This is a genomic window from Xanthomonas graminis pv. graminis, from assembly GCF_030168915.1.
In the GTDB taxonomy this organism is placed as follows: domain Bacteria; phylum Pseudomonadota; class Gammaproteobacteria; order Xanthomonadales; family Xanthomonadaceae; genus Xanthomonas_A; species Xanthomonas_A translucens.
Window position 1 is genome coordinate 4028964 of sequence record NZ_CP076255.1, and the last position, 21595, is coordinate 4050558.

The window sequence follows — 21595 nt, forward strand, 5'->3', positions numbered from 1 at the left end:
TCGTCGGGACTCGGGACTCGGCACTCGGGACTCGCAAAAGCCCGCGCACGAATCGTTTTTACTGTTCCGGATCTCGCGCCCCGGGCACCGGGGACCCGCTTTCGCGAGTCCCGAGTCCCGAGTCCCGAGTCCCGGCGCGCTTACCAGCTACCAGTCGTCTTGAACTCGCCGATGCCCTTCTTGAACGCCGCTTCGATCTCGCCGTTCCAGTCGCCGCTGTCGTTGACCTTGGCGATCAGCTCGCCGGCGGTGTTGGCGAAGTGCGCGTGCAGGCCCTCTTCGAACGCGCCGATCTTGTTGACCGGCACGTCGTCCAGGAAGCCTTCGTTGACCGCGTAGATCGACAGCGCCTGGTTGGCGATGGACATCGGCAGGTACTGCTTCTGCTTCATCAGCTCGGTGACGCGCTGGCCGCGCTCGAGCTGCTTGCGGGTGGCTTCGTCCAGGTCCGAGGCGAACTGCGCGAACGCCGCCAGCTCGCGGTACTGCGCCAGCGAGATGCGGATGCCGCCCGACAGCTTCTTGATGATCTTGGTCTGCGCGGCGCCGCCGACGCGCGACACCGAGATGCCGGCGTTCACCGCCGGACGGATGCCGGCGTTGAACAGGTCGGTTTCCAGGAAGATCTGGCCGTCGGTGATCGAGATCACGTTGGTCGGCACGAACGCGGACACGTCGCCGGCCTGGGTTTCGATGATCGGCAGCGCGGTCAGCGAACCGGTCTTGCCCTTGACCTCGCCGTTGGTGAACTTCTCCACGTAGTCCTCGGACACGCGCGCGGCGCGCTCCAGCAGGCGGCTGTGCAGGTAGAACACGTCGCCCGGATACGCTTCGCGGCCCGGCGGGCGCTTCAGCAGCAGCGAGATCTGGCGGTAGGCCACGGCCTGCTTGGACAGGTCGTCGTACACGATCAGCGCGTCTTCGCCGCGGTCCATGAAGTACTCGCCCATGGTGCAGCCGGCGTAGGCGCTGATGTACTGCATCGCCGCCGATTCGGAGGCGGTCGCGGCGACCACGATGGTGTGCGCCATCGCGCCGTTCTCTTCCAGCTTGCGCACGATGTTGGCCACGGTCGAGGCCTTCTGCCCGATCGCCACGTACACGCACTTGATGCCGGTGGTCTTCTGGTTGATCACCGCATCGATCGCCAGCGCGGTCTTGCCGGTCTGGCGGTCGCCGATGACCAGCTCGCGCTGGCCGCGGCCGATCGGGATCATCGCATCGACCGACTTGTAGCCGGTCTGCACCGGCTGGTCGACCGACTTGCGCCAGATCACGCCCGGCGCCACGCGCTCCACCGGCGCGGTCGCGCTGGTGCCGAGCGGACCCTTGCCGTCGATCGGCTCGCCCAGCGCGTTGACCACGCGGCCGAGCAGTTCCTTGCCCACCGGCACTTCCAGGATGCGGCCGGTGGTCTTGGCCACGTCGCCTTCGCGCAGGTTCTCGTAGTCGCCGAGCACCACGGCGCCGACCGAGTCGCGCTCCAGGTTCAGCGCCAGGGCGTAGGTCTCGTTCGGCAGTTCGATCATCTCGCCCTGCATCACGTCGGCCAGGCCGAAGATGCGCACGATGCCGTCGGACACGCTGGTGACCGTGCCTTCATTGCGCGACTCCGCGGTCAGCGTGACCTGCTCGATGCGGTTCTTGATCAGTTCGCTGATTTCGGAGGGGTTGAGCGTGGTTGCCATCTTGGTTTCCTTCGGATCGTCCACCGCGCGAAGGCGGATGGCGACGTTTGGTTAGCTTCTTTGAGAATCGGGAATGGGGAATCGGGAATCGCTGCTGGCGTCGCCGCCGGGCCGGGTTCTCTTTTCTCTATTCGCCATTCCCGCTTCTTAGTGGGCCAGTGCGGAGTGCAGGCGCGACAGCTTGCCTTTCAGCGAACCGTCGATGACCACGTCGCCGGCGTCGATCACCGCGCCGCCGATCAGCGAAGCGTCCACCGCCGTGGTGATCTCGACCTCGCGGCCGAAGCGCTGCTTCAACGCCACCTTCAACGAGGCCACTTCCGCGTCGCTGAGCTGGGTGGCCGAGGTCACGTTGGCCTTGACCACGGATTCGGCCTCGGCCCGCAGCTGATCGTACAACCCGGCGATCTCGGGAAGCAGCGGCAGCCGTTGCGCTTCGGCCAGCAGGCCCAGGAAGCGCGCGTACTGCTCGTCGGCCACCTGCGGCGCCAGCAGCGCCACCGCCTGCTCGCGCTGCAGCTGCGGGTTGTGCAGCAACGCCGCCACGCGCGGATCGGCGGCGACCTGGGCGGACAACGCCAGGGCCTGCGACCAGGGCGCGAGCTTGCCGGCATCGCTGGCCGCGGCGAACGCGGCGCGGGCATACGGACGCGCCAGTGTGAGGGCCTGGCTCATCTCAGATCTCCGCCGCCAGCGCGTCGAGCAGCGCCTTGTGGGCGTTGGCGTCGATTTCGCGCTTGAGCAACTTTTCCGCACCGCTCACCGCCAGCAGCGACACCTGGCGACGCAGTTCTTCGCGCGCACGGTTGGCGGCGGCGTCGATCTCGGCCTGGGCCAGATCCTTCTGCCGGCTGGCCTCGGCGATCGCCTCGTGCTTGGCCGCCTCGACGATCTGGTTGGCGCGCGCGTGGGCCTGATCGATGATTTCGTTGGCCTTGACGCGTGCGTCCTTCAGCGCTTCGTTGACCTTTTCCTGCGCCTGCGCCAGATCCTTCTGGCTGCGATCGGCGGCGGCGAGGCCTTCGGCGATCTTCTGTTGGCGCTCTTCGATGGCCTTCGTCAGCGGCGGCCAGATCTTGGTCGCGACGATCCAGATCAGACCGGCAAACGCCAGCGCCTGGGCAAAGAGGGTGAGACCGATATTCATGGGGTACGCTCAGCCAAAGTGACGGGGTGGACGCGACGCCATCGCGGCGGGCGCGTCCGAACCTTCATCTGCAGCGGGGCGGCCGCATCGCTGCGGCCGTCCGCCGGTGCTACTGGATCAGCCGCCCTGCGGCAGGCGCGACACGAACTCGCCGATCATCGGGTTGGCGAACGCGAACAGCAGGCCGACCGCGACGCTGATGATGAACGCGGCGTCGATCAGGCCGGCGGTGATGAACATGCGCACTTGCAGCACCGGGATCAGTTCCGGCTGGCGCGCGGCCGACTCCAGGAACTTGCCGGCCATGATGGCCAGACCGAGGCCGGCACCCAGCGCGGCCAGGCCGATCATGATGCCGACGGCGAGGACGGTGGAGCTCTGGACTTGGGCGAGGTTGGTCAGGACGGCGAAGGACATGGTTTTCTCCGAGAACTAAAGTTGCTTGAGGATGGTGAATCGAACGAAGGGTTGCGTAAAACGCGTGAAGCAGAAACGTCAGTGGCTGTCTTCCGCCAAGCTCAGGTACACGATGGACAGCATCATGAAGATGAAAGCCTGCAACGGAATCACCAGCAGGTGGAACAGCATCCAGCCGAAGCCGAACGCGCCGCCGGCCAGGGCGCCGAAGATGCCGGCACCGCCCAGCACCCAGATCAGCAGGAACACGATCTCGCCGCCGAACATGTTGCCGAACAGTCGCATCGCCAGCGAGATCGGCTTGCTCACCCACTCGACGATATTGAGGATCAGGTTGAACGGCAGCATCCACTTGCCGAACGGGGCGGTCAGGAATTCCTTGGCCATCCCGCCCACGCCCTTGGAGCGCAGCGAGAAGAAGATCATCAGGAAGAACACGCTGATCGACATGCCCAGGGTGGCATTGACGTCGGCGGTGGGCACCGGTTTCCAGTAGTGCACGCCGGCCATTTCGAGCGGCCTGGCGATGAAGTCCGCCGGGACCATCTTGATGAGGTTCATCATCAGGATCCAGAAGAACAGGGTGATCGCGATCGGGGTCACCAGCTTGCTGGTGCCGTGGTAGGTGTCCTTGACCTGGCGGTCGACGAACTCCAGCAGGATCTCCACGAACGCCTGCCACTTGCCCGGCACGCCGGCGGTGGCCTTGCGCGTGGCGATCCAGAAGCCGAACACCATCAGCAGGCCGGACAGCACCGACATGACCAGGGTGTCGACGTGCACTTGCCAGAACCCGCCTTCCTGCACCTGGAAGGTGAGGTTCTGCAGGTGGTGCTGGATGTAGGAGGTAGGGGTTGCTTCCTCGCCCGCCATGAGTCCTGAGCCTTTATCGTGATTCGATCAACGTCTGGCCAGCGCCAGAACCTGGAACATCAGCCCGACGGCGATACCCGCCAACAGGGCCAGAGGAGGCAACCGCCACCAGGCAAAGCCCAGCGCCAGCACCGCGAATATCAACACCCACTTCAGCACCATGGCCACGATCAACCGCGCCATCGCCGCACCTGCCGCCTGCACGCCGCCGCTCAACGCGGTGCGTGCCGCCATCCATCCTCCCGCCACCGTCGCCAGCCCGGTTGCGGCAGCGCCCATGGCGTACTTCGGCCCCAGCAGCAGGAACGCCAGGGAAACCACGGCCACCGCCAGCAGCGGGTAAATCGCTGCGCGCAGCATCAGCCGCCGACCCGCATCAACGGAGTTCAGCACAGAAAATCCTGCAGTTGGTGGTGAGTTGAGGACGTCTTCGCGTCCGTCGAGCCGCGGAATTATAGCAATGGGACGATTTACGAGACAACCGCCACAAGGTCGCGGCCGTCCCCCGATCGAGCCAAGCCGCCAACGATACCACGTCGCGGACCCGCACCGCGGCCTGGATTGATGCATCGCAACAGGAATTTGCGTGGGAACTTTTCATCTCGCCTCCGGTCCGATCCTGCAGGGACTGCGCCCATCCTCGTCGATTTGCAGCGCGGACCCATGGAGCCCCGGGCGACCGGGGCTCTTCTTTTTGCCTGTGATTCCGTGACCGACGCCACCTCCATACCTTCACGAATGGTGGACACGGTTTTAAGGATAGTTGCGGCACGCGCTGGCGCTCGCCATCGGCGCATCCATCTCCAGATGACGGAGCTCTACCCCTATGAAACACTTGCTTGCCCTGGCGTTGCCGTGCGCGCTCGCCGCCGCCTACGCCCTTCCCGCCCACGCCGAAGACGGCGACGACCGCTTCACCCTGCGCCTCGGCGCGATGAACGTGGACAACCACAACACCCTGCGCGGCAACACCACCATCGACGGCAACGCGCTCTCCGGCTCGCAGGACTTCGGCTTCGGCGGCAAGGAATGGGAGCCGCGCGTGGACGGCATGTTCCGCATCAGCACCCGCCAGCGCCTGATCTTCGACTACTTCAAGTACGACAAGGACCGCCGCGAGGAACTGGGCGAAGACCTCAGCTACGACGGCGTCACCGTGCCGGCCGGCAGTTTCATCAAGGGCGAGTTGAAGTACCAGGTCGCCAGCCTGGTATACGACTACTCGGTCATCGACACGCCGCAGTTCAGCCTGGGCCTGCAGCTCGGCGCCGAATGGGCCAAGGTCCAGGCCAATGCCTATGCCGACCTGGGCGACCTGTATTCGGGCACCTTCATCGACGAGAGCGAGGACGGCGCCGCGCCGGTGGTCGGCGTGCGCTTCACCGCACAGCCGAACGAGCACTGGCTGTTCAGCGCGCAGGGCCAGTACGTCAACACCAAGTGGGGCGATTTCGGCAAGTACGACGGCGACCTGACCCGCGCCAATGCGATCGTCGAGTACCGCTTCACCAGGAATTTCGGCATCTTCGCCGGCTACGACTGGTTCAAGCTGGACGTGGACCGCGAGACCGACTCCAATGCCGCCTCGCTGACCAGCGTCGGCCTGAAGCAGGAGTTCAAGGGTCCGGTGGCCGGTGTGACCTTCGCGTTCTGAGTCCTTCGGGACTCTTCCTTCGGGACTCTTCCTTCGGGACTCGGGACTCGGGACTCGGGACTCGCAAGAAGTTTCATGCAGGACCCCGCGGCGATGCGGGGTTTTGTCGTTGTGGCGCTGTAGAAACGCAAAACCCCGGCGCGGGCCGGGGTTTTGCGCTGCGAACAGGCCTGCGCTTACTTCTTCTTCGGGATGTAGAGGTCGGTGATGGTGCCGTCGTAGACCTCGGCGGCCATGCCGACCGACTCGCTCAGGGTCGGATGGGCGTGGATGGTGTGGCCGATGTCCTCGGCCTCCGCGCCCATCTCGATCGCCAGGCCGATCTCGGCCAGCAGGTCGCCGGCATGCACGCCGACGATGGCGCCGCCGACGATGCGATGCGTTTCCTCGTCGAAGATCAGCTTGGTGAAGCCCTCGGTGCGGCCGATGCCGATGGCGCGGCCGCTGGCCGCCCACGGGAACTTGGCCACGCCGACCTTCAGGCCCCTGGCCTTGGCCTCGGTCTCGGTGACGCCGACCCAGGCGATTTCCGGGTTGGTGTAGGCCACCGACGGGATCACCCGCGCCACCCATTCCTTCTTTTCGCCTGCGGCCACTTCTGCGGCCAGCTTGCCCTCATGGGTGGCCTTGTGCGCCAGCATCGGGTTACCGACGATGTCGCCGATGGCGAAGATGTGTGGCACGTTGCTGCGCATCTGCCGATCGACCGGGATGAAGCCGCGCTCGGTGACGTTGACCCCGGCCTTCTCCGCGCCGATCTTCTTGCCGTTCGGCGAACGCCCCACCGCGACCAGCACGCGGTCGTAGCTGGTCGCGCCCAGTGCCGGCGTCTCGCCCGCGGCCGCGGCTTCGAAGGACACCGTGATGCCCTTCTTGTCGGCCTTGACCTCGGTGGCCTTGGTCTTCAGATGGATCTCCACGCCCTGCTTCTTCAGGCGGTCGGCCAGTGGCTTGACCAGGTCCTTGTCGGCGCCCGGCATCAGCTGGTCCATGAACTCGACCACGCTGACCTTGCTGCCCAGCGCGCTGTACACGGTGGCCATTTCCAGGCCGATGATGCCGCCGCCGACCACCAGCAGGGTCTTGGGGATCTCCTGCAGCTCCAGCGCGTCGGTGGAGTCCATCACCCGCTTGTCGTCCCACGGGAAGTTCGGCAGCTTCACCGCCTGCGACCCGGCGGCGATGATGCAGAACTCGAAACGCAGCAGCTGGGTCTTGCCGTCGGCGCCGACGATCTCCAGTTCGTTCGGCGACACGAAGCTGGCCACGCCGGTGACGGTACGCACCTTGCGCTGCTTGGCCATGCTGGCCAGGCCGCCGGTGAGCTTGCCGACCACGTTTTCCTTGTAGGTGCGCAGCTTGTCCAGGGCGATCTTGGGCGCGCTGAAGGTCACGCCGAAGTCGCCGGCATGGGCGACCTCGTCGATCACCGCGGCCGCGTGCAGCAGCGCCTTGGACGGGATGCAGCCGACGTTGAGGCACACGCCGCCGAGGCTGGGGTAGCGCTCGATCAGCACCGTGTCCAGGCCCAGGTCGGCGGCGCGGAACGCGGCGGTGTAGCCGCCGGGGCCGGCGCCGAGCACCACCATCTTGCAGTCGATGTCGGCCGGCTTGCCGCTGGCCAGCGCCGGCTTGGGCGCCGGCGGCTCGGCCGGGGCGCGATGCGACGGCGCCACCGGCGGCTTGCTGGCAGGCACCTCGGCCTTGGCCGCTGCAGGCGCGGCGGCCGGCGCGGCGCTGGCGTCCTCGGTCTCCAGCAGCGCGATCACCGCGCCTGCGGACAGCACGTCGCCGAGCTTGACCTTCAGTTCCTTGATCACGCCGGCCGCCGCCGACGGCACTTCCAGCGTGGCCTTGTCCGACTCCAGGGTCAGCAGGCCCTGGTCCTTCTTCACCGTGTCGCCGACGGCGACCAGCACCTCGATGACCGGAACCTCGCTGTAGTCGCCGATATCCGGGACCTTGACCTCAATGACCGCCATGCAGCTTCTCCTGTGGCCCGGCCGGCGCGCCGGCGGGCGATTGCAGTTCTACGGCGGCGCCGCGATGGACGCGGCGCACGCAGGTGGGGGAAACACGGGCCGCGCCGGGCGCGGCGCCGTTACGGCAGGCCTTACAGCAGCACGCGGCGCATGTCCGCCAGCACCTGGCTCAGGTAGGTGGTGAAGCGCGCCGCCGCGGCGCCGTCGATGACCCGGTGGTCGTAGCTCAGCGACAGCGGCAGCAGCAGCTTGGGCGCGAATTCCTTGCCGTTCCAGACCGGCTGGATCGCCGCCTTGGACACGCCCAGGATCGCCACTTCCGGCGCATTGACGATCGGCGTGAACGCGGTGCCGCCGATGCCGCCGAGCGAGCTGATCGAGAAGCAGCCGCCGCTCATCTCGGCCGGGCCGAGCTTGCCGTCGCGCGCCTTCTTGGCAAGTTCGCCGCTCTCGCGCGCCAGTTCGACCACGCCCTTCTTGTCCACGTCGCGGATCACCGGCACCACCAGCCCGTTCGGGGTGTCGGCGGCGAACCCGATGTGGAAGTACTTCTTCAGGGTCAGGTTCTCGCCGGCCGCATCCAGCGAGGCGTTGAAGTCGGGGAACTGCTTGAGCGCCGCGGCGCTGGCCTTGAGCAGGAAGGCGAGCATGGTCAGCTTGATGCCGGCCTTTTCGTTCTCCTTGTTCAGCGCCACGCGCAAGGCTTCCAGGTCGGTGATGTCGGCCTGCTCGAACTGGGTGACGTGCGGGATCATCGCCCAGTTGCGCGCCAGGTTGGCGCCGGAGATCTTCTTGATCCGCGACAGCGGCTTGACCTCGACCTCGCCGAACTTGGCGAAATCGACCTTCGGCCACGGCAGCAGGTTCAGGCCGTTGCCGCCGCCGGCCGAGGCTGCGCCGCCCGCCGCTGCGGCAGGCACGCCGCCAGCCAATGCCGCCTTGACGTAGCGCTGCACGTCGTCCTTGGTGATGCGCCCGCCCTGCTCGGTGCCGCTGACCTGGAACAGGTCCACGCCCAGTTCGCGGGCGAACACGCGCACCGCCGGGCTGGCGTAGGGCACTTTCTGCGGCAGCACGCTGTCGGCGTTGAACTCCACCGGCGGACTGCTCGGGGTGCCGGCCGACGGCGCGGCCGCGCCCGCCTTGGCCGGCGCCGAGCCTTGCACCTGGGCGATCTCGCGCTGCGCGAGCTTGTCCGGCGCAGACGAGGCCGGCACCGGCTCCACCCCGCCGCCGGTCTCGGCGCTGGGCTGGATCGCGCCTGCCGCCGGCGCGTCGGCGCTGGCGCCGGCCACTTCGATCAGCGCCACCACCTTGCCCTCGGACAGGCTGTCGCCGACCTTGACCTTCAGTTCCTTGACCACACCGGCCACCGACGAAGGCACTTCCATCGTCGCCTTGTCCGATTCCAGGGTGACCAGGCTCTGATCCTTGGCCACGGTATCGCCGACCGCGACCAGCACTTCGATCACCGGCACGTCGCTGTAGTCGCCGATGTCCGGTACGCGCGCCTCGACGATGCCGCCGCCGCCGGCGGCAGCCGCCGGCTTGCTCGCGGGCGGCGCGGCGGGCGCCGGCTGGGCCGGTTCCTGCCTGGCCGGCGCTGGCGCGGCCTTGGCCGCTGCTGGGGCCGCTGCCGGCGCGGCGCTGGCGCCGTCCTCGGCTACTTCGATCAAGGCCACCAGCTTGCCTTCGGACAGGCTGTCGCCGATCTTGACCTTCAGCTCCTTGACCACGCCGGCGAACGGCGACGGCACTTCCATCGTCGCCTTGTCCGACTCCAGGGTGACCAGGCTCTGGTCCTTCTTCACCGTGTCGCCGACCGCCACCAGCACTTCGATTACCGGGACGTCGCTGTAGTCACCGATATCGGGGACAAGTGCTTCCTTGATTTCGGCCATGCGCGCAACTCCGGCAACTAATGAGGGGAAACCCCTATTGTGGCGGCCCGCAGCCTTAGCGCCAACCTTTACCGGGCAAAAAAACCCGTAGCGGCCGCGCCGCGGCACCGGGAAACGCGTGTCTGCGGCGCTCGCGGCGGACTGTACGCCTGCGCATTGTCCCGGCGTCATCGCCGCGGCAAGCGCCGCGCCGCCTTCACGGGCGGGCGCCTAGGATGCGCCGCACCCTCGATCGGAGTGCCGCCATGCGTGCGTTCGTGCTGTTGATGTCGTTGGCGATGCCGCTGGTCGCCTGGTTCGCGCAGCGTGGCGCGTTCGGCCCGACCAACGGTGCGATCTCCGATCGCTACCCCACGCTGATCGTCGCCGCCGGCTACGCCTTCGCGATCTGGGGGCCGATCTTCCTGCTCGACCTGGCCTTCGCGGCGTGGCAGCTGTCGCCGCGGCGCCAGCGCGACACCGCGCTGGCGCAGGTGCGGCTGCCGGCGGCACTGGGCTTCGGCCTCACCGCGCTGTGGATGCCGGTGTTCTCGCAGCAGCATTTCCTGCTGGCGCTGGCGGTGATCTGGGCGGCGCTGGCGTGCCTGGCGCTGGCCGCGCTGCGCCTGTCGCGCGATCGGCGCGCCGAGCCGTGGCAGGCGCTGTGGGCCTGGCTGCCGCTGTCGCTGCATGCCGGCTGGCTGTCGCTGGCCGCCTTCCTCGACACCGCGCAGGTGATCGTCGCCTACCGCTGGCTGTCCACCGAGCACATGCTGCCGTGGAGCATGGTGCTGTTCGCGCTGGCCGCGGCGCTGTTGCTAGGCCTGAACCGGGCGATGCGCGGCAACCTGGCCTATGTCGCCGCGGCGCTGTGGGCGCTGGCCGCGGTCTACGTCAAGCAGGCCGGCAGCGGCCTGGACGGTGCGCGCAGTGCGGCCTGGGTGGCGCTGGCGCTGGCCGCGGTGCTGCTGGTGCAGACGCTGTGGCTGCGGCTGCGCGCGCCGGGGCTGCGCGCGCGCCGCTGATCAGCGCGGCGCCGGCGCTGCCGACAGCGGCATCAGCCAGGCTTGCAGCGGCGCCCACGCCTGCTGCAACCGCGGCAGCGAAAACGCGGCGTTGGCCGGACTGGTCGAGGGCAGCGCCAACACCGCCAGCGGCGCTTCGCGCGGCGCCAGCTGCGGCTGCACGAAGCGCGCGAACGCCTGCGCCGCCGCCGCGCCATTGCAGGCGATCGCGCGCAACTGCGGCAATTGCGCGATGCGCGCGGGCAAGGGAGTGGGCACTTCGCTGCCGCGCACGATCGCCGTGTCCAGGCTGCCGCGGCGCCGGCACTGGCCGATCACGTCCCACAGGCCCACGCCGCAGGCCTGCATCGCCTGCAACCGCGCGTCGTAGTCCAGTTGCGGATCGAAGCCGCACAGCGCGCCCAGCAACGGCCACAGGCGATTGCGCGGATGCGCGTAATAGCGGGCGTGCTGCAACGACATCGCACCGGGCATGGAGCCGAGAATCAGCACCCGGCAATCGTCGCGAATCTGCGCAGGCAAGCCCTGCAATACGTCCTGCATCGTCACATCGCGCGCATGTGGGTGAATGCCGCCAAGTATTAAAACCTCGTTATTTCAAGCCTTGGCGGCCCGTGCCTGAACAACGCTCGTCTTCGCGGGGCCGGGGTCGGCGTCGATTCATCTTCTCATCGATACGGTGTGTGCGCCCACTCCTGTGGCCCCACAAAAAAAAGATTGAGGAGATTCCCATGCGGTCCATTCAAATCCTGAGCCTGGCTGTCGTTTCCGCCCTTGCGTTCGCGCCCGCCGCGTTTGCGCAGGATGCCGACACCGCATCCGGCAAGCGCTTTGCCGTCGTCGGCAGCGCGACCCTGCTCGACCCCCATTCCAAGCCGGCCAACGGCCTCAATGTCGATGGCGGCCCGGCGCCGACCCTCAGCGCCAGCTGGCTGATCAACGACAACTGGGCCGTCGAGCTGTGGGGCGCCGCCGACAAGTTCAACCACCGCGTCACCGCCAGCGGCGTGGGCAAGGTCGGTACCGTCGAGCAGCAGCCGCTGGCGCTGAGCGGCCAGTACCACTTCGGCCAGGCGGACAACGTGTTCCGTCCGTTCGTCGGCGTCGGTTACTACGAGTCCAACTTCAGCAACGAGAAGATCGACGGCCTGTCGGCCAGCGGCCAGCACGTCGGCCTGGACACCGCCAAGGGTGCGATCGGCACCGTCGGCGTGGACATGAACATCAACTCGACCTGGTTCGCCCGCGCCGATGCACGCTACATGCATTCGCGTCCGGAAGTGCAGGTCGCCGGCAGCGGTACCGGCCAGGATCTGAAGCTGGATCCGTGGCTGGTCAGCTTCGGCGTCGGCGCGCGCTTCTAAGCACGCCTGCAGCACCGCGTCACCTGCAAACGGGCCTTCGGGCCCGTTTGTTTTTTGCGTCGCCGCCTGGGGTTCAGCGCGGCGAACGGTCGTAGCCACGGTAGCGATCGAAATGGCGCACACGGCGTCGCAACAGCCACGCATAGGCGCACGCGTAGCCGAGCAACAGCGCCGCCGCGCCGAGCAGGTTGGCGTGGCTCATCCAGCCCTGCGCCGGCCACGCCGCGCCTGCGCTCATGCTGCGCCAGCCCTGCACCAGGCCGGCGCCGATGCGCGCCACCACCAGCAGCGTCAAACCCAGCACGAGCCACAGGTTCGGCGTGTAGTACAGGCCCTGCGGCAGCGGTTCGAACCGGCTCAGCCAGACGCCCAGCGCGCCCAGCGCCAGGCCCGCCACCCAGCCGATGCAGGCATACGCGGCCGCGTCGGGCCACCAATGCGATGCGATCAATGCGAAGCCCAGCAACACGAGGCTCGACACCAGTGCCGACCAGAACTGCACGCTGGCCAGCCACGCCCGCGCCTGACGCCGCGCGGTGCCGTAGCGGAAGCGCTGCAGCAGCGACAGCGGCACCAGCACCGCGGTCACCGCCAGCGCGATCACGATCGCCAGGGGAATGGCCAGCAGCAACGGCATGCGCAGGCTCCGCTCAGAACGCCGGCAATACGGCGCCCTGGTACTTGCGCTCGATGAAGGCCTTGACCTCGGGGCTGGTCAGCGCCTTGGCCAGCTTCTGCACGCGCGGATCGTCCTTGTTGTCGGCGCGCGCGACCAGGAAGTTCACGTACGGCGAGTCCTTGCTCTCGATCGCCAGCGCGTCGCGGGTGGGATTGAGCCCGGCATCGAGCGCGTAGTTGGTGTTGATCAGGGCCAGATCGACCTGATCCAGCACCCGCGGCAGCATCGCCGAATCCAGTTCGCGGAATTTCAGCTGCTTCGGGTTGGCGACGATGTCGCGCTGGGTGGACAGCGCATTGCCCGGATCCTTGAGCTTGATGACCCCGGCCTTGTCGAGCAGGATCAGCGCGCGGCTGTTGTTGCTGGGATCGTTGGGGATCACCACGTCGGCGCCCTGCGGCAGCGCGGCCAGCGACTTGAAGCGGCGCGAATAGGCGCCGAACGGCTCGATGTGCACGCCGATCACGGTGACCAGGCCGCTCTTGCGATCGCGGTTGTAGGCGTCCAGGTACGGCTCGGTCTGGAAGTAGTTCACGTCGATCTGCTTCTGCACCACCTGGTCGTTGGGCTGCACGTAATCGTTGAACACGCGCACCTGCAGGGTCACGCCCTGCTTGGCCAGCAGCGGCTTGACCACCTCCAGGATCTCCGCGTGCGGCACCGCAGTGGCGGCGACGCTGAGCGTTGCGTTGTCGGCGCCGGGCGCGGAGGTCTTGCCGCAGGCGGCCAGGGCGAGCACGGCGGCGCCGAGCAGCAGACGAAGCGGGAGTTTGGTCATGGCGGGAATCCGGAAACGTGGGGAAAAGGATGACGCGGGCGGCGCTGCGAGCAAGCTAGCAGACCCGGCCGATACGTGCGGGGAAAGGCACGTGGCGGCTCTCCTGTAGGAGCGGCTTCAGCCGCGACCGCTTCACCGGTAGATCCCGGTCGCGGCTGAAGCCGCTCCTACAGAAAAGCAAACCGGTGAGCCGCGCGCTCAGCGCCGGCTGTAATGCGCGACCAGCCGGTCGCCGAGCATCTGCAGCCCCTGCACCAGCAACAGCAGCACCACCACGGTGATCAGCGCCACGTCGGCGTGCGAGCGCTGGTAGCCGTCGCGATAGGCCAGGTCGCCGAGGCCGCCGGAACCGATCGCGCCGCCCATCGCGGTGAAGCCGATCAACGCGATGGTGGTCACCGTGGCGCCGGCGATCAGCCCCGGCCGCGCTTCGGGCAGCAGCACCCGCGTCACCAGTTGCCAGGTGGTCGCGCCCATCGCCAGGCTGGCCTCGACCACGCCGCGGTCCACTTCGCGCAGCGCCGTCTCCACCAGCCGCGCGTAGAACGGCGCCGCGCCCACCACCAGCGGCAGGATCGCGCCGCGCACGCCCAGCGAGGTGCCCATCGCCCACAGCGTCAGCGGGATCATCGCGATCATCAGGATGATGAAGGGCACCGAGCGCAGCACGTTGATCGCCAGCGCCAGCACGCCGTACAGCAGCGGCCGCTGGTGGGTCTGGCGCGGCCCGGTCAGGAACAGCAGCACGCCCAGCGGCAGGCCGATCAGCAGGGTCAGCGGCAGCGCGCCGCCGAGCATCAGCAGCGTGTCCAGCGTGGCGTTGCCGATCTCGGCCCATTTGCCGGGGTCGAGATTACGGAAGAAGCCGCTGGCGGCGGTCGCGAACGGGATCATCGGCGCAGCTCCTCGACATGCACGCCGGCGGCGACGAACCCGGCCTGCGCCGCGTCCAGATCGCCGCCGACCAGGGCCACGGTCAGCTGGCCGTACGGAGTGTCCTTGATCCGGTCGATGCGCCCGGACAGGATGTTGTAGTCCACCGCGGTCGCGCGCGCGATGCGCCCGAGCAGCGGCGCATAGGTGTCGCCGCCGAGGAAGGTCAGGCGCAGGATGCGCCCGGCCACCGCAGTGAAGTCGCGATGCAGTTCGCCTTCGTCCACATGTTCGGCCTCGGACACGAAGCGGCGCGTGGTCGGATGGCGCGGGTGCAGGAACACCTCGGTGACCGGCCCGCTCTCGACCAGATGCCCGGCGTCGAGCACCGCCACGCGGTCGCAGACGCGGCGGATCACGTCCATCTCGTGGGTGATCAGCACGATGGTCAGCCCCAGCTCGCGATTGATCTGCGCCAGCAGGCGCAGCACCGAGGCGGTGGTCTGCGGATCCAGCGCGCTGGTGGCCTCGTCGCACAGCAGGATCTGCGGCCCGGTGGCCAGCGCGCGGGCGATGCCGACGCGTTGCTTCTGCCCGCCCGACAGCTGTGCCGGATACTTGTTGGCGTGCTCGGCCAGGCCGACCCGGGCCAGCAGCTCGGCCACCCGCGCCTGGATCTGCGCGCGCGGAGTGCCGGCCAGTTCCAGCGGGAAGGCGACATTGCCGGCCACGCTGCGCGAGGACAGCAGGTTGAAGTGCTGGAAGATCATGCCGATGCGCCGGCGCAGCGTGCGCAGCGCGGCGCGGTCCAGCGCGGTCACGTCCTCGCCGTCGATCAGCAGGCGCCCGCCGCTGGGCTCCTCGAGCCGGTTGATCAGGCGGATCAGCGTGGACTTGCCGGCGCCGGAATGGCCGATGATGCCGAACACCTCGCCGGCGCGGATTTCCAGGTCGAGCGGATGCAAGGCCACGACCGCTTGGCCGGCGACGGAGTAGGACTTGTGCAGGTGCTCGAACTGGATCAACGCGCGGGGACCGGCAGCGGAAGGGGGCGCAAAGCCTAGCAGGCCAGGCCTGCAGGCGTTATTGCATTCGATTCTAACGCGTGCGCCTGGAGCGCCGCCGGCACCAGCTAGGGATGCGCCAGCGGCGGCGGGCGCACCGTGGCGAGGACACGCTCGCGGTGCAGCAGATATAGCCCGCTGCCGACGATGATCGCCGCACCCAGCCAGGTCCAGGCATCGGGCAGCTTGCGCCACAGCAACCAGTCCCACGGGATCACCCAGATCAGGCCGCTGTACTCCAGTGGCGCGATCAGCGAGGCGTCGCCGCGGCGGAACGCCTGGGTCAAGGCCACCTGCGCCAGCGCACCGGCCAGGCCGAGCGTGGCGATCCAGCCGGCATCGGCCAGGCGCAGCGGGAGCCAGGCCGGCCACGCCAGCGCACCGGCGCCCAGCGCCATGATCAGCAGGAACCAGACCACCAGCGACTGCGGCGTCTCGGTACGCGCCAGCAGGCTGACCAGCACCACCGCGAGCGCATAGGCGGTGGCCGCCAGCAGCACCATCACCCCCGGCAACGACACGAAGCCGCCCACGCCGGGGCGCAGCACCACCAGCACGCCGACCAGGCCGATGCCGATCGCGGCCCAGCGCCGCGGGCCGACCTGTTCGCCCAGCAGCGGCACCGACAACGCCGTCACCAGCAGCGGCGCGACGAAGTAGATCGTGTAGGCGGTGGACAGCGGCAGGCTGCGCAGCGCCCAGGCGAAGCAGCCGATCATCGCGATGCCGAGCACGCCGCGCAGCAGGTGCAGGCCCCAGCGCACCGGCACGATCGACCGCGGGCCGGCGGTGGCCAGCACCCACAGCAGCACGAACGGCAGCGAGGCGCCGCCGCGCAGCGTGGCCACCTGCAGCGCCGGATAGTGCGCGGTCAGCAGCTTCATCGTCGCATCCATCAGCGCGAAGCAGGCGACCGCCGCGATCATCCAGGCGGCGGCCGCGGTGTTGGAACGGGGGCTGGGCATCGGCGGATTATCGCCGCGATCGGCGGCGCCGCCCAGCAGCGCCAGCGCGCCGGCAGCGGCGCTGCGGCGAGATCGGTAGGATAGGCGGTCTTTCCCCGAGGAACTGCCATGCCTTCCTTCGACGTCGTCTCCGAAATCGACAAGCACGAACTGACCAATGCCATCGACCAGGCGAACCGCGAGCTGTCGACCCGCTTCGATTTCAAGGGCGTGGAGGCCAGCTTCGAGCTCGACGACCAGGTCATCAACCAGGCGGCGCCGAGCGATTTCCAGGTCAAGCAGATGACCGACATCCTGCGCGCACGGCTGATCGCGCGCGGCATCGACGTGCGCTGCCTGGAATTCGGCGACGTGGAGACCAACCTGGCCGGCGCGCGGCAGAAGGTCACGGTCAAGCAGGGCATCGAGCAGAAGCTGGCCAAGAAGATCGTCGCCGCGATCAAGGACGCCAAGCTCAAGGTGGAAGCGCAGATCAACGGCGACAAGCTGCGCATCAGCGGCAAGAAGCGCGACGACCTGCAGGACGTAATGGCGCTGCTGAAGAAGAGCGATTTCGAGCTGCCGCTGCAATTCGAGAATTTCCGCGACTGAGCCATGCGCAGCGGCACGCCCGCCGTCCGCTTCGCCCGATCGCCGCCCGCCCTCGCCCGCTGGAACCACCTTGAACGACCTCGATCCCAACTCAGATCCGATCGCCGCGACCCGCCTATGGCTGGAGCGCGCGGTGATCGGCCTGAACCTGTGCCCGTTCGCCAAGGCGGTACACGTCAAGCAGCAGATCCGCTACGTGCTCAGCGACGCGACCACGCCGGAGGCCTTGCTGGAGGAGTTGAGCGAGGAACTGCTGTTGCTGCGCGACACGCCGGCCGAGCAGATCGACACCACGCTGATCGTGCATCCGCAGGTGCTGGGCGATTTCCTGGACTACAACGATTTTCTCGACAACGCCGACGCCGCGGTGGACGCGCTGGACCTGCACGGCATCCTGCAGGTGGCCAGCTTCCATCCGCACTACCAGTTCGCCGGCACCGCGCCGGACGACATCGGCAACTACACCAACCGCGCGCCCTTCCCCACCTTGCACCTGCTGCGCGAGGACAGCGTCGAACGCGCCGTGGCCGCGTTCCCGGATGCGGACGTGATCGTGGAACGCAATCTGCAGACGTTGGAAAAGCTGGGGCTGGACGGGTGGAAAAAGCTGTTCGCGTAACGCGCAGGATCGTGTCTCCCTGCAGCACCCTGTAGGAGCGGCTTCAGCCGCGACACACGTTACCGGTAACGCCCGTCGCGGCTGAAGCCGCTCCTACAACGCTGCCGCGCACTGCACATATGCGGGGCGACAGCGCACCAAGCAGCTGCTTTTCCGAGTCCCGAGTCCCGAGTCCCGAGTCCCGAGTCCCCGGTCCCGACACCCTCACCCAAACACCCGCCCCAGATCCGCCGCCTCCAGCACGCGCCATTGCCCGGCCGGCAAGGTCTCGTCCAGCGCGAAGCCGCCGATGCGGCTGCGGTGCAGCGTCGCCACGTGGTTGCCGACCGCGGCGAACATGCGCCGCGCCTGGTGGTAGCGGCCTTCGTACAGGGTGATGCGCGCCTGGCGCGGGCCCAGCAGCTCCAGCTGTACCGGCAGCAGCGGCGTGGTCTCGCCGTCCAGCAGCAGCGTGCCGCTGGCGAACTGCGCCGCCTCGTCGCCGCGCAGATCCTCGGCCAGGGTCGCTTCGTAGACCTTGGCCAGCTGCGCTTTCGGCGAGACGATGCGATGCAGCAGCGCGCCGTCGTCGGTCATCAGCAACAGGCCGCTGGTGTCGCGGTCCAGCCGCCCGACCGTAGACAGCAACGGCGAGCGCAGGCGGAAGCGCGGCGGCAGCAGGTCGTAGACGATGCGCCCCGGGTCCTTGGTCGAACAGGTGTAGCCGACCGGCTTGTGCAGCGCCAGGATCAGCCCCGGCGGCGGATCCAGCGCCTGGCCATCGACCCGGATCGCGGCATGTTCGACCTGATCGTCGGCGTACAGCACCTCGCCGTCGGCGTCGGTGATGCGGCCTTCGCGGAACATCAGGGTGACCTGCTTGCGGCTGCCGTAGCCCAGGTTGGCCAGGTGCTTGACCAGCTTCACCGGCGCACCGTGGCGCGCGCGCGGACCGCCAGGATCAGCTTGAAGCCGTCGCGGCTGGCGACCACCTTGGTGTCGCCGAAGCTGGCGTCGAGCACCGCTTCGTACGGCAGGTGCCGGTTGGCGACCAGATACAGCCTGCCGCCGGGCTTGAGCGCCTGCGCGGCGACGGCGATGAAGCGGCGGCCGATGTCCGGGCGCTCCATCCGCCCCGGCGCGTGGAACGGCGGGTTGCTGACGATGAAGTCGTACTGCGCCGGCAACCCCGCGGTCACGTCGTGCCAGTGGTAACCGACCTCCACCGCGGCCGGCGCCTGCGCCAGGTTCGCCCGCGCCAGCGCCAGCGCGCGCGCATCGGCCTCGAACAGGTCCAGCGCAGCGATGTTCGGGCAACGCGCCAGCAATTCCGCCGACAGATAACCGTAGCCGGCGCCGAGATCGGCGCCGCGGCCGGCCAGGTCGGCTGGCAGATGCTCGGCCAGCAGCGCCGAGGCCGGATCGATGCGGTCCCAGGCGAACACCCCGGGACGGCTGCGGAAGCGCCCGTCCAGGATCGGCCGCGGCGCGTCGAGCCTGGCCCAGCGCTGCTGCAGCGCGGCGTCGTGGCCGCCGTGCAGCGGCGCGGTCCAGTACACGCGGCAGTGGTGCTTGGTCAGCTTGCCGCCCAGGCCAGCCAGCTGCTGCAGATCGTCCTCGCCGGAGCGCGCACCCTCGTTGTTGGACTGGCAGGCCACCACCACCCCGCCCGGCGCGGCCAGCGCCAGCGCGCGCGCCAGCAGCGCGCGCGCCTCGTCGCGCTGACGCGGCGGCAGCACCAGCACCAGCGCATAGCCGCCGGCGTCGTCGTGGTCGTCGGCATCCTCGGCGCGGACCTGCCAGCCGCCCTGCTGCAGGGCGGTGGCGAACGGGCGGTAGCCCTGCTCGCAGACCAGTTGCGCCGGCAGCGCGTGCTGGCGCAGCGCCCAGCCGTCGCGCGCGCGCAGGAACAGCACCTTGCCGGCCGGCCAGCGCAGCGCGCCCTGGGCGAACGGCAGGAACAGGGTATCGAGGGGAGCATCTTGCAGAGCCGGCATCGGGATCGGAATCGGTCGGGGAGCGCGCATTCTACCGGCAGCCCGGCGCCGGCCCGGTTTTGCGCCGAGTGAACGCATCATTGATGCAATGGCAACATCGTCGCGCCTAGGCTGCAAGTCACCCGGACGGATTGGAGAGGCATATGCGCGCAGTGTTCATCGGTGGCGTCGTCGACAACAGCGAAGTGGATCTGGAAAGCAGCCAACCGCCGCTGCACTATCCGGAAAACACCGGCACCGGACGCCCGCGCTACCGCCTGCACCAGCGCGGCGAACGCGACGACGGCAGCGTGGTGTATGCGGTCTATGCCGCGCCCGAACTCGGCGACACCGAGGTGGAACGCGTGGTGAGCGAGCGCGGCTACGCGCGCCGCTTCGGCGTGGAGCCGGCGCCGGTGGAGCATTAGGCCTTTGGATTGATTGCCCGGGATCTACCCGGGCGAAGCAGGCATTCGATTCGGATGCAATCACTGTAGGAGCGGCTTCAGCCGCGACCGGGCGTTACTGGTAACGCCCGGTCGCGGCTGAAGCCGCTCCTACAAAGGCCATGGCGATAGCAATGCCGCGCGCTGTTGGGCTTAGGCAATCCGTCTTCCCGACGGATCATCGCCCGGGCGCACGAAGAGGCCGGGCACAGCGAACCACTCCCGACTACGGTCCGGCCTTGGGCGTCACCCGCCAGATCACGTTGCCGACGTCGTCGGCCACCAGCAGCGCGCCGGGCTTGTCCACCGCCACGCCGACCGGGCGGCCCTGGGCCTTGCCTTCGGCATCGAGGAAACCGGTCAGCACGTCCTGCGCCTTGCCGCTGGGCTTGCCGTTGGCAAAGGGCACGTAGATCACCTTGTAGCCGGAGGGCGGATCGCGGTTCCAGGAACCGTGCTGGCCGATGAAGGCACCGCCCCGATACGCCTGCGGCAACAACGCGCCTTCGTAGAAGGTCAGGCCCAGCGAGGCGGTATGCGGGCCCAGCGCGTAATCGGGTTTGATCGCGCTGGCCACCATCTCCGCGTTCTGCGGCTGCACGCGTTCGTCCACGTGCTGGCCGTAGTAGCTGTACGGCCAGCCGTAGAAGCCGCCTTCGCGCACCGAGGTCAGGTAATCGGGCACCAGATCGCTGCCAATCTCGTCGCGCTCGTTGACCACCACCCACAACGTGTCCGCGCCCGGCTGCCAGGCCAGGCCGACGGGGTTGCGCAGGCCGCTGGCGAACACCCGGGTGGCGCCGCTGTGCGCGTCCACTTCCAGGATTGCGGCGCGGTTGAGTTCGGCGTCCATCCCGTTTTCGGCGACGTTGCTGTTGGAGCCGACGCCGACGTAGAGCTTGTTGCCGTCGCGGCTGGCCAGCAGGCTCTTGGTCCAGTGATGGTTGATGCCGCCGGGCAGGTTGGCGACGAAGCTCGGCGCGGCGCTGATCTGGGTGTCGCCTTCCTTGTACGGGAAGCTGACCAGCGCGTCGGCATTGGCGACGTACAGGCGGTCGCCGACCAGGGCGATGCCGAACGGCGAATACAGGCCCTTGAGGAACTGCGTGCGCACCTCCGCCACGCCGTCGCCATCGGCGTCGCGCAGCAAGGTGATGCGGTTGGCGCTGGGTACGGTCGAGCCGGCCTTGGCCATCATCGCGCCCTGGATCTTGTCGCGCAGGCCGCTGCCTTCCTTTTCCGGGGCCGGCGGCGCCGCGGTCTCGGCCACCAGCACGTCGCCGTTGGGCAGCACGTACATCCAGCGCGGATGGTCCAGGTCGCGGGCGAAGGCCTGCACCGCCAGGCCCTCGGCCGGCACCGGCGCGGCGCCTTCGGCCCAGCGCTTGACCTCGGCGACCTTCACCGTGGGGATCATGCGCTTGACCGGGTCGGGCAGCACCGGATCGGGCCCCATCCCATCCTGGATGGAATGCTTGGCGGTGTCTCCACAGGCACTCAATGCGGCAGCGGACAGGAGACAAAAGGCCCAACGGGCTGCGGACGAAGGAAGTCGCATCATCGCTGCTCAACTCTCCATGGTGACGACAGGACCA

Annotated in this window: 23 protein-coding genes; 6 read left to right on the forward strand and 17 right to left on the reverse strand. The window is 68.4% G+C overall.

What is annotated here, in order from left to right:
• Window positions 1–140 precede the first annotated feature (140 nt).
• The 6 genes from atpA to KHF85_RS17485 form a co-directional block, all read right to left on the reverse strand.
• Window positions 141–1688 carry a F0F1 ATP synthase subunit alpha gene (atpA, locus tag KHF85_RS17460; RefSeq protein WP_284567633.1) on the reverse strand — a complete coding sequence of 516 codons (1548 nt, stop codon included), beginning with the start codon at window positions 1686–1688 and terminating at the stop codon, window positions 141–143.
• A gap of 147 nt (window positions 1689–1835) precedes the next feature.
• Window positions 1836–2363, reverse strand: a complete 528-nt coding sequence (locus KHF85_RS17465) for a F0F1 ATP synthase subunit delta (RefSeq protein ID WP_004425437.1) — start codon at window positions 2361–2363, stop codon at window positions 1836–1838.
• A gap of 1 nt (window position 2364) precedes the next feature.
• On the reverse strand, window positions 2365–2835 hold the full coding sequence (locus KHF85_RS17470) for a F0F1 ATP synthase subunit B (protein WP_284567634.1): 471 nt from the start codon (window positions 2833–2835) through the stop codon (window positions 2365–2367).
• 117 nt (window positions 2836–2952) lie between these two features.
• A complete protein-coding gene (atpE, locus tag KHF85_RS17475; RefSeq protein WP_003476079.1) occupies window positions 2953–3252 on the reverse strand; it encodes a F0F1 ATP synthase subunit C in 300 nt (99 codons plus the stop codon).
• Between the two features lie 78 nt (window positions 3253–3330).
• The gene (gene atpB, locus KHF85_RS17480; protein WP_009609782.1) at window positions 3331–4125 is read right to left on the reverse strand and encodes a F0F1 ATP synthase subunit A; all 795 of its coding nucleotides are present in this window, start codon (window positions 4123–4125) and stop codon (window positions 3331–3333) included.
• A 27-nt stretch (window positions 4126–4152) separates the two neighbouring features.
• Entirely contained in the window at window positions 4153–4518 is a 366-nt protein-coding gene (locus KHF85_RS17485) for an ATP synthase subunit I (RefSeq protein ID WP_139117932.1), read from the reverse strand.
• A gap of 433 nt (window positions 4519–4951) precedes the next feature.
• Between KHF85_RS17485 and KHF85_RS17490 the strand changes: the two genes are divergently transcribed.
• Complete coding sequence (locus tag KHF85_RS17490) at window positions 4952–5779, forward strand: porin family protein (protein ID WP_284567635.1); 828 nt, start codon at window positions 4952–4954, stop codon at window positions 5777–5779.
• Between the two features lie 176 nt (window positions 5780–5955).
• Here KHF85_RS17490 and lpdA read toward each other — a convergent pair whose 3' ends face one another.
• Window positions 5956–7761 (reverse strand): dihydrolipoyl dehydrogenase, encoded by a 1806-nt coding sequence (gene lpdA / locus KHF85_RS17495; RefSeq protein ID WP_284567636.1) that lies wholly within the window; start codon window positions 7759–7761, stop codon window positions 5956–5958.
• A gap of 131 nt (window positions 7762–7892) precedes the next feature.
• A complete protein-coding gene (gene aceF, locus KHF85_RS17500) occupies window positions 7893–9662 on the reverse strand; it encodes a dihydrolipoyllysine-residue acetyltransferase (RefSeq protein ID WP_284567637.1) in 1770 nt (589 codons plus the stop codon).
• 245 nt (window positions 9663–9907) lie between these two features.
• Between aceF and KHF85_RS17505 the strand changes: the two genes are divergently transcribed.
• Complete coding sequence (locus KHF85_RS17505) at window positions 9908–10666, forward strand: hypothetical protein (protein ID WP_284567638.1); 759 nt, start codon at window positions 9908–9910, stop codon at window positions 10664–10666.
• Here KHF85_RS17505 and KHF85_RS17510 read toward each other — a convergent pair whose 3' ends face one another.
• A complete protein-coding gene (locus KHF85_RS17510; RefSeq protein WP_284567639.1) occupies window positions 10667–11209 on the reverse strand; it encodes a DNA-deoxyinosine glycosylase in 543 nt (180 codons plus the stop codon). It lies immediately after the preceding gene.
• Between the two features lie 188 nt (window positions 11210–11397).
• On the opposite strand from KHF85_RS17510, the gene KHF85_RS17515 reads away from it, so the two are divergent.
• Entirely contained in the window at window positions 11398–12030 is a 633-nt protein-coding gene (locus tag KHF85_RS17515; protein ID WP_039007953.1) for an OmpW/AlkL family protein, read from the forward strand.
• A gap of 73 nt (window positions 12031–12103) precedes the next feature.
• On the opposite strand, the gene KHF85_RS17520 is transcribed toward KHF85_RS17515, so the two are convergent.
• The 5 genes from KHF85_RS17520 to KHF85_RS17540 form a co-directional block, all read right to left on the reverse strand.
• Window positions 12104–12667, reverse strand: coding sequence for a DUF1453 domain-containing protein (locus tag KHF85_RS17520; RefSeq protein ID WP_284567640.1), 564 nt, complete (start codon window positions 12665–12667; stop codon window positions 12104–12106).
• A 13-nt stretch (window positions 12668–12680) separates the two neighbouring features.
• Window positions 12681–13487 carry a MetQ/NlpA family ABC transporter substrate-binding protein gene (locus KHF85_RS17525; RefSeq protein ID WP_284567641.1) on the reverse strand — a complete coding sequence of 269 codons (807 nt, stop codon included), beginning with the start codon at window positions 13485–13487 and terminating at the stop codon, window positions 12681–12683.
• A gap of 198 nt (window positions 13488–13685) precedes the next feature.
• Window positions 13686–14381, reverse strand: coding sequence for a methionine ABC transporter permease (locus tag KHF85_RS17530; protein ID WP_009573964.1), 696 nt, complete (start codon window positions 14379–14381; stop codon window positions 13686–13688).
• On the reverse strand, window positions 14378–15385 hold the full coding sequence (locus KHF85_RS17535; RefSeq protein ID WP_284567642.1) for a methionine ABC transporter ATP-binding protein: 1008 nt from the start codon (window positions 15383–15385) through the stop codon (window positions 14378–14380). The genes KHF85_RS17530 and KHF85_RS17535 overlap by 4 nt, the downstream gene beginning before the upstream one ends.
• Before the next feature lie 107 nt (window positions 15386–15492).
• Window positions 15493–16389, reverse strand: a complete 897-nt coding sequence (locus tag KHF85_RS17540) for a DMT family transporter (protein ID WP_284567643.1) — start codon at window positions 16387–16389, stop codon at window positions 15493–15495.
• A 108-nt stretch (window positions 16390–16497) separates the two neighbouring features.
• Between KHF85_RS17540 and KHF85_RS17545 the strand changes: the two genes are divergently transcribed.
• Window positions 16498–16980: a YajQ family cyclic di-GMP-binding protein gene (locus KHF85_RS17545; protein ID WP_003476107.1), complete on the forward strand. Its 483-nt coding sequence runs from the start codon at window positions 16498–16500 to the stop codon at window positions 16978–16980.
• A 70-nt stretch (window positions 16981–17050) separates the two neighbouring features.
• Window positions 17051–17599 (forward strand): DUF1415 domain-containing protein, encoded by a 549-nt coding sequence (locus tag KHF85_RS17550; RefSeq protein WP_284567644.1) that lies wholly within the window; start codon window positions 17051–17053, stop codon window positions 17597–17599.
• Window positions 17600–17803: 204 nt separating this feature from the next.
• On the opposite strand, the gene KHF85_RS17555 is transcribed toward KHF85_RS17550, so the two are convergent.
• Together KHF85_RS17555 and KHF85_RS17560 are read right to left on the reverse strand one after the other, a co-directional pair.
• Window positions 17804–18505, reverse strand: coding sequence for a pseudouridine synthase (locus tag KHF85_RS17555; protein ID WP_284567645.1), 702 nt, complete (start codon window positions 18503–18505; stop codon window positions 17804–17806).
• Window positions 18502–19575, reverse strand: a complete 1074-nt coding sequence (locus KHF85_RS17560; protein ID WP_284567646.1) for a class I SAM-dependent methyltransferase — start codon at window positions 19573–19575, stop codon at window positions 18502–18504. The genes KHF85_RS17555 and KHF85_RS17560 overlap by 4 nt, the downstream gene beginning before the upstream one ends.
• A gap of 143 nt (window positions 19576–19718) precedes the next feature.
• On the opposite strand from KHF85_RS17560, the gene KHF85_RS17565 reads away from it, so the two are divergent.
• Window positions 19719–19982, forward strand: coding sequence for a hypothetical protein (locus tag KHF85_RS17565; protein ID WP_053835882.1), 264 nt, complete (start codon window positions 19719–19721; stop codon window positions 19980–19982).
• Window positions 19983–20226: 244 nt separating this feature from the next.
• On the opposite strand, the gene KHF85_RS17570 is transcribed toward KHF85_RS17565, so the two are convergent.
• Window positions 20227–21561 (reverse strand): PQQ-dependent sugar dehydrogenase, encoded by a 1335-nt coding sequence (locus KHF85_RS17570; protein ID WP_284567647.1) that lies wholly within the window; start codon window positions 21559–21561, stop codon window positions 20227–20229.
• Window positions 21562–21595 lie beyond the last annotated feature (34 nt).